Origin of the sequence: Abyssibacter sp. (assembly GCF_964229365.1) — a bacterium.
Classification (GTDB): domain Bacteria; phylum Pseudomonadota; class Gammaproteobacteria; order Nevskiales; family OUC007; genus Abyssibacter.
The window spans coordinates 1-6418 of the sequence record NZ_CAXRDQ010000030.1 but is presented as its reverse complement, the minus strand read 5'-3'; the positions used below and the strand labels follow the sequence as shown (position 1 = coordinate 6418).

6 protein-coding genes are annotated in these 6418 nt (G+C 62.9%); 4 read left to right on the top strand and 2 right to left on the bottom strand.

Annotation, left to right across the window (positions count from 1 at the left end; genetic code table 11):
* Nucleotides 1-190: 190 nt before the first annotated feature.
* The 3 genes from ACE1EY_RS04440 to ACE1EY_RS04430 are packed head-to-tail and all read left to right on the top strand — an operon-like array spanning nt 191 to nt 3731.
* On the top strand, nt 191-2374 hold the full coding sequence (locus tag ACE1EY_RS04440; RefSeq protein ID WP_370299578.1) for a TonB-dependent receptor: 2184 nt from the start codon (nt 191-193) through the stop codon (nt 2372-2374).
* A 25-nt stretch (nt 2375-2399) separates the two neighbouring features.
* On the top strand, nt 2400-3548 hold the full coding sequence (locus ACE1EY_RS04435; protein WP_291512519.1) for a PepSY domain-containing protein: 1149 nt from the start codon (nt 2400-2402) through the stop codon (nt 3546-3548).
* Nucleotides 3549-3551: 3 nt separating this feature from the next.
* Nucleotides 3552-3731 carry a hypothetical protein gene (locus ACE1EY_RS04430; protein WP_291512520.1) on the top strand — a complete coding sequence of 60 codons (180 nt, stop codon included), beginning with the start codon at nt 3552-3554 and terminating at the stop codon, nt 3729-3731.
* A 136-nt stretch (nt 3732-3867) separates the two neighbouring features.
* Here the strand turns inward: ACE1EY_RS04430 and ACE1EY_RS04425 are convergent, their stop codons facing one another.
* Nucleotides 3868-4857 (bottom strand): zinc-dependent alcohol dehydrogenase family protein, encoded by a 990-nt coding sequence (locus tag ACE1EY_RS04425; RefSeq protein ID WP_291512521.1) that lies wholly within the window; start codon nt 4855-4857, stop codon nt 3868-3870.
* A gap of 99 nt (nt 4858-4956) precedes the next feature.
* Here ACE1EY_RS04425 and ACE1EY_RS04420 point away from each other — a divergent pair, with 99 nt between their 5' ends.
* A complete protein-coding gene (locus ACE1EY_RS04420; RefSeq protein ID WP_370299577.1) occupies nt 4957-5910 on the top strand; it encodes a LysR family transcriptional regulator in 954 nt (317 codons plus the stop codon).
* Here ACE1EY_RS04420 and ACE1EY_RS04415 read toward each other — a convergent pair.
* The coding region (locus tag ACE1EY_RS04415; protein ID WP_370299576.1) for a TetR/AcrR family transcriptional regulator at nt 5879-6418 on the bottom strand (540 nt) is incomplete at its 5' end. The two genes, ACE1EY_RS04420 and ACE1EY_RS04415, sit on opposite strands and share 32 nt — an antisense overlap.

The window sequence follows — 6418 nt, the reverse complement described above, 5'->3', positions numbered from 1 at the left end:
GCAGGTTCGAATCCTGCCGGGCGCGCCATTTCAAGCAGGTGTATTCCGACCCGTGCTTGGCTGTTCCGGTGGCCGGCGTTTGTCCAGGCTCCGATCGATTCCCACACCCCCCTCGCTTAGTTGCCACTCCGCAACGAACATGCGAATGTTTCGCATTGTTATTTCGTTTCTAGTCGAAAGGAGTGCATTCGTGCGCCATCGGTCTGTGTCCGTCGCGACCCTCTGCCTGGGGTTGTCGTTGCTTCCCGCCCAATTGTTCGCGCAAGCCGAGCGGTCGGCGAACGAGGCTGATATTCAAGAGTTGGATGACTATGAGGTGGTTGGGGACGCGTCGCAGGTGGAACTGTCGGATCGCTACGCCGGCGATCAGGTGGCCAGAGGCGCCCGCGCCGGGCTGCTCGGCAATCTCGACTACATGAACTCGCCCTTCTCCAGCACGGCATTCACTGCCCAGCTGGTGCGGGATCAGCAGTCGACCAGTATCGGTGACGTGTTGCAGAACGATCCGTTCGTTCAGGTCGCCAAGGGCTTCGGAAACTTTCAGGAGCTTTATGTCGTTCGCGGGTTCCCGGTGTTTTCCGACGATATGACGTTCAACGGTGTCTACGGCATCCTGCCCCGCCAGTTTCTGGCCGCGGAATTCGGCCAGCGGGTAGAAGTGTTCCGTGGCGCCAATGCCTTCATTAACGGCGCGGCGCCTGGCGGTAGCGGGGTTGGCGGCTCGTTCAATATCGTGCCCAAGCGTTCCACGCCGGAACCGCTCACACGACTGACCGGCGGAGTCTCGAGCAAGGCCCTCGGTTACGCCGCCGCCGATTTGTCACGCACATTCGGCGCCGCGAACGACTACGGCGTTCGTCTGAACGCAGTGGTTCGCGATGGCGAAACGGCCGTCGAGGACCAGGACCGCGCGTTATCCATGTTCTCCAGCGGATTCGACTACCTCGGCGAGCGCCTGCGCCTGTCGGCCGATCTCGGGTATCAGGATCACCGCGTCGACGCCCCCCGGCCGCAGGTCACGCCCAATGGCGCACCACCGGAGCCGCCGGATTCCGACAGCAACTATGCCCAGCCCTGGACCTACACGGATGAACGACAACTCTTCGCGGCGGTTCGCGGCGAGTACGATCTGTCCGATGCGATGACGTTCTGGCTTGCGGCCGGCGGCCGCGACGGCGAAGAAGCCAACGTGTTGGCCAACCCCAACGCGAACCCCGATGGCAGCACCAGTGCCTATCGCTTCGACAATACGCGTGAAGACAGCGTCCTGTCGGCGGACACCGGCCTGCGCGCCGAATTCGCGACCGGCGTGGTCAGGCACCGGATGACGGTCTCCGCCGCGACATTCCATAGCGAATCCGACAACGCCTACGCGTTCTCGGACTTCTCTGGCTTCGCCGGCGATCTGTACAGCCCGATGGATGTGCCACCGCCTACCGCCGATTTCTTCGTTGGCGGCGATCTGAACAACCCGATGAAGACCGAGGAGGTCCGAAACAGCAGCGTGGCACTGGCGGACATGCTTGAAATGCTCGACGGCCGTGTGCTGGTGACAGTAGGCGCTCGCTGGCAATCCATCGAGACCGCATCGTTTGACTACGACACCGGCGCCGAGATCGCCCGCTATGACGATAACGCCGTCACGCCGGCCTTTGGGGTGGTTTACCGCCCGGCCCCGCGCTGGTCGTTGTACGGCAACTACACCGAAAGCCTGCAGCCGGGCGAGACCGCGCCGGCCACCAGTGGGGGACAGCCCGTACAAAATGCGGGCGAGATACTAGACCCCTACCGCGGCCAGCAAATCGAACTCGGCGCGAAGTTTGACGGCACCCGGTATGGCGCCACCGCAGCGGTGTTCACTCTGGCCCAGCCCAGCGCCATCGTCACAAACGGTGTGTTCCAGGCCGATGGTGAACGTCGCCACACCGGCTTGGAGCTCGCCGTGTTCGGCGAACCCCTGGCAGGCCTGCGGCTGCTCGGCGGCGCGACCTACATCGATGCCCAGCTCGAACGCACGCAGGACGGCGCCAACGAAGGCAACGAGCCCATCGGCGTGCCGCCGGTCAAGGCCAACTTCAACCTCGAGTACGATCTGCCGCAACTGGCTGGCCTGACACTGGACGGCCGGGTGGTTTATACCGACGAGCAGTACACGGACGCCGCCAACAGCAATCGCATCGATGCCTGGACCCGGCTGGATTTCGGCCTGCGCCAGGCGGTCACGCTCGCCGGAAAGCCGGTGACCTTACGCGGTCGCATTCACAACGTGACCGACGAGAACTACTGGGCCACCACCGGCGGATTCCCTGGCGCCAATTACCTGGTGCAAGGCGAGCCGCGCACATTCATCCTGTCGGCATCCGTGGAACTCTGAAACCAGCCGGTTCGCCAACCATCTGATGCAGCGCACAACCATCCGGGCCTGGTCCTGGACCCACAAATGGAGCAGCCTGGTCTGCACAGCCTTCTTGCTCATGCTGTGCCTGACCGGGCTGCCGCTGATCTTCCACGACGAAATTGATTCGGCGCTGGATGCCGGCGGCTGGGTGCCGGCGAATCCGAACGGCCCGATGCTGTCGCTGGACGCGGTCCTGGATCACGCCCTGGCCAACCGGCCCGGCGAGGTGCCGCTGTTCATGAGCTTCGACAGCGATCGTCCGGTGATCAACGTGACCACTGGCCCAACGCCGGACGCCCCAGGGCGGCAGATGCACTTCGCCTCATTCGACCGAACCAGCGGCGAGCTGGTACCGCCAGCGCCGGATGCCGGCGGCGTCATGGACTTTCTGCTTCAACTCCATACCGACATGTTTCTCGGCCTGCCCGGCATGCTGTTTCTGGGCGCCATGGGCCTGCTGTTCACGGCAGCGGTGGTCTCCGGCGTGGTGCTCTACGCGCCCTTCATGCGCAAATTGGCATTCGGCACGCTGCGCGTATCGCGCTCTCGCCGCATCAAATGGCTGGATTACCACAACCTGCTCGGCATTGTGACCATTGCCTGGGTTCTGGTCGTTGGCCTCACGGGCGTCGTCAACACCCTTGCCACGCCCATCCTGGACTACTGGAAGAACGATCAACTCGCAGATCTGACCACGGCGTTTGCTTCGGACCAAAGACCACCGCTGCCCGATCAACTGAGTTCGCTCGATGCCGCGGTCGCATCCGCACGCCAGGCCCTGCCCGACCGTGTTCTACAATTCGTCGCCTTCCCCGGCGGGGATTTCTCCACGGACCATCACTACGCCGTCTTTCTGCACGGCACGACGCCACTCACCAAACACCTGATCACGCCCGCCCTGATCGACGCCCGCCACGGCCAGCTCGCCGCCGTACGCGCAATGCCCTGGTACGTGAAGGCGCTATCGCTCTCCGGCCCCCTGCACTTCGGCGATTACGGCGGCCTGGGCCTCAAGCTGGCGTGGGCCCTGCTGGACGTGTTCACCATTATTGTCCTCGGCAGCGGGCTGTACCTGTGGCTCGCCAAGCGCGCGTCCGCTCGCCTGCGACCGACCGAAGCCGAACTCCTCGGCGCATCCGGGACGAGCTAGGCGATGGCACCACGCTTAGCGGCAGCACGGATCTTCGGCGCACCAATGTTGATTGCGGTGCTCAGCCTGGCCGGTCTGATCGCCGCGTTATTCGGTGGCGACCCAACCGATGCCGTCGCCTGGATCGGGTTGGCGGTGCCGATCATCGCGGTGATGTGGGCGATGGGTCGGCGGCGGCGCTAAGCCGAACGAGAGGGCTATCCACCTCTCCGCCTGACGGGCAGCAACCGCGTCGGGCAATGCGGGCCACCAGCGCCAGTTGGTGGCATCCGCATTGATCGGCCTGGTGGTCGGTGCTACGCCGGCAGGTCTCGCGCCCCTAACTGACGTCCACCACCACTTTGCCCATCGCCTGCCCGCTGCCCAGGCGTGCATGCGCATCGCCAACCTGCTCAAGGGTGAACGCGGACTTGTCGAGCAGGGGCTGCAGGCCGCCTGCATCAGCAATCTCGGCCAGCGCTGTCAGGATCTCGCCATGCGTCTCGCGCTTGTGGTCATGCAACATCGGAATCAGCATGAACACAACATGCACTGACAAGCCTTTGAAATGGGCCTGCGTCAGATCCAGTTCGACCATGGCCACGGTTGTCGACACTTGGCCATTGAGGGCGGCGGCATCAAAGGACTTCGCCATGTTATCGCCACCCACGGTGTCGAAAACCACATCGAAACCCGTGCCGTCGGTGTGCTGCTGCACATAGTCCGCGACAGACTCGGCGCGATAATCAATGGCTGTCGCGCCATAGCCCGCAATCACCCCCAGGGACTCGGCACCGCGGCCGGTGGCGTAAACGTCCGCACCAAAATAGCGGGCGAGCTGCACTGCCAGATGCCCCACGCCGCCTGCGCCGCCATGCACCAGAACGCGCTGCCCTGCCGTCACGGCAGCCCGCTGCAAGCCCTCATAGGCGGTGATCCCGACCAGCGGAATCGCCGCAGCCTCACGCATGCTCAGTGACTTGGGCTTATGAGCAATCAAGCGGGCGTCCGCGACCATAAATGCGGCCAGCGCGCCCTGAATGTCGGCCAGACCGCCCGCGCAGCCGTACACCTCGTCGCCGACTTCAAAACCCGACACGCCTTCGCCCACGGCATCGACCGTTCCGGCGAAGTCCATGCCCAGCACTGCAGGGGGCGCAGGTGACAACGGCAGGTCGGCTCCCATCTGGCGGATCATGGTGTCAACGGTATTGACGCTGGTGGCCGCAATGCGAACCCGAACCTGCCCTGCGCCCAGCTCCGGCATCGGCAGGTCGGTCTTGCGGAATTTCGCGTCTGGGCCGTAGGCATCAAGGATCATCGCTTTCATTGGTTGTGCTCACTGGGATGGATGTGGGCAGCCTAATGACTCGTTGATTCGAATAGAATTCCCACAATTACTGAATGTTTTTTCGTATTTATTTGATAAATGGACATCACCTCACTCAGGTTGTTTCTGCGCATTGCCGAACTCGGCGGCATTTCCACCGCAGCTCAGGACCTCTCCCTATCGCCTGCCAGCGCCAGCGCACGACTGAACAAGCTGGAAGAGCAACTCGGGGCGCGCCTGTTCAACCGCACAACCCGCGCGGTGTCCCTGACGACCCACGGCGAGGACTTTCTGCCCCATGTGCGCGAGGCGCTGGATGCGCTCGATACCGGCGCCGATGCCCTGGTCGGCCGACTGCAAGACCCGCATGGCCTACTGCGCATGACCATGCCTGGCTCATTCGGGCGCATGTATGTCGTGCCCCTGCTCGCCGAGTTTCGCCGCCGCTTTCCGCGGGTTGACCTGGATCTGCGGTTGTCAGACGAAGTGCTGGATGTCGTCGGGGGCGCCTTTGATCTGCTCATCCGCAATGCGCCGCTCAAGGACAGCAATTTTGTTGCACGGCGCCTGGCCAAGGACCGGCGGGTGCTGGTCGCGGCACCGGACTACCTAGAGCGTCGCGGGAGACCACTGCAAATTGATGACCTCCGCCAACACGATTGCATCGGCTTTCAACACCGCAGCACCTGGGAATTCCAGACCGGCGAGACCATCGGAATCGAATGTCCGGTGGTAATGAACGAAGGCGAAGCCATGCGGCAGTTCATCGAGGCCGGCGGCGGCATTGGCATCAAGTCGCTATGGAACGCCGCCCACAGCCTCCGCTCCGGCGCGTTGGTGGAAGTACTACCGGATAAGCCGCTGGTCACGCGATCCGCTATCTGGATGGTCTATCCCAGTCATCGCATGGTTCCCCAGAAAGTCCGAGCCATGGTCGCATTCCTGGAAGAGGCGTTCTCGCCCACGACCCCGTGGGATCCCAGGGGTGCGGACTCGCCTATCGAGTCACCGAGTTCAACGTCTAACGTGAACCCGGACCCGCAATCAGACTGACAAGATCTGCACACAATCTCTTGAGATCGGCGAGATCCTGAGCATGGTCCTTGAAGCCATGAATAGCCGTCACCATCACATGAGCGATCGAAGCGGCTGACGGCATTGCTGACGCGGATGGCGATCCAGCATTCGTGACGATCTCGGCAACAATGCGCTCAAGGCGCTGGTGCACCTGCGCGATCAGCCCGCTAGCGAATGCGTGACCTGCATCGGTCAATTCCTGGGCGTCTGGTGCCTGCTGGACCATCTCGAACGGCCGCACTACCCAGATGTCGCAGACGAACATTAGCTGGTCCGCTGGGGTGTTCCTCGCCTTCAGCCCTGCCTGTATCTCACTGAGCAAGTCATCAGAATACCGTCGCAAGACCGCGGTAAAGATGTCTTCCTTATTGGCAAATTCCAGGTACCACTCAGGCCGCGACATCCCCGCAGCCCTTGCAATCTCGCCCATCGTCACGCGGCGAAAGCCATGCCTGATAAAGGCATCGAACGCGGCGTCCAAAAT

Bases quoted from the DNA above. Each gene is read 5' to 3' on its own strand.
- ACE1EY_RS04435 (WP_291512519.1), top strand. From the start codon at position 2,400: ATGCAGCGCACAACCATCCGGGCCTGGTCCTGGACCCACAAATGGAGC.
- ACE1EY_RS04430 (WP_291512520.1), top strand. From the start codon at position 3,552: ATGGCACCACGCTTAGCGGCAGCACGGATCTTCGGCGCACCAATGTTG.
- ACE1EY_RS04425 (WP_291512521.1), bottom strand. From the start codon at position 4,857: ATGAAAGCGATGATCCTTGATGCCTACGGCCCAGACGCGAAATTCCGC.
- ACE1EY_RS04420 (WP_370299577.1), top strand. From the start codon at position 4,957: ATGGACATCACCTCACTCAGGTTGTTTCTGCGCATTGCCGAACTCGGC.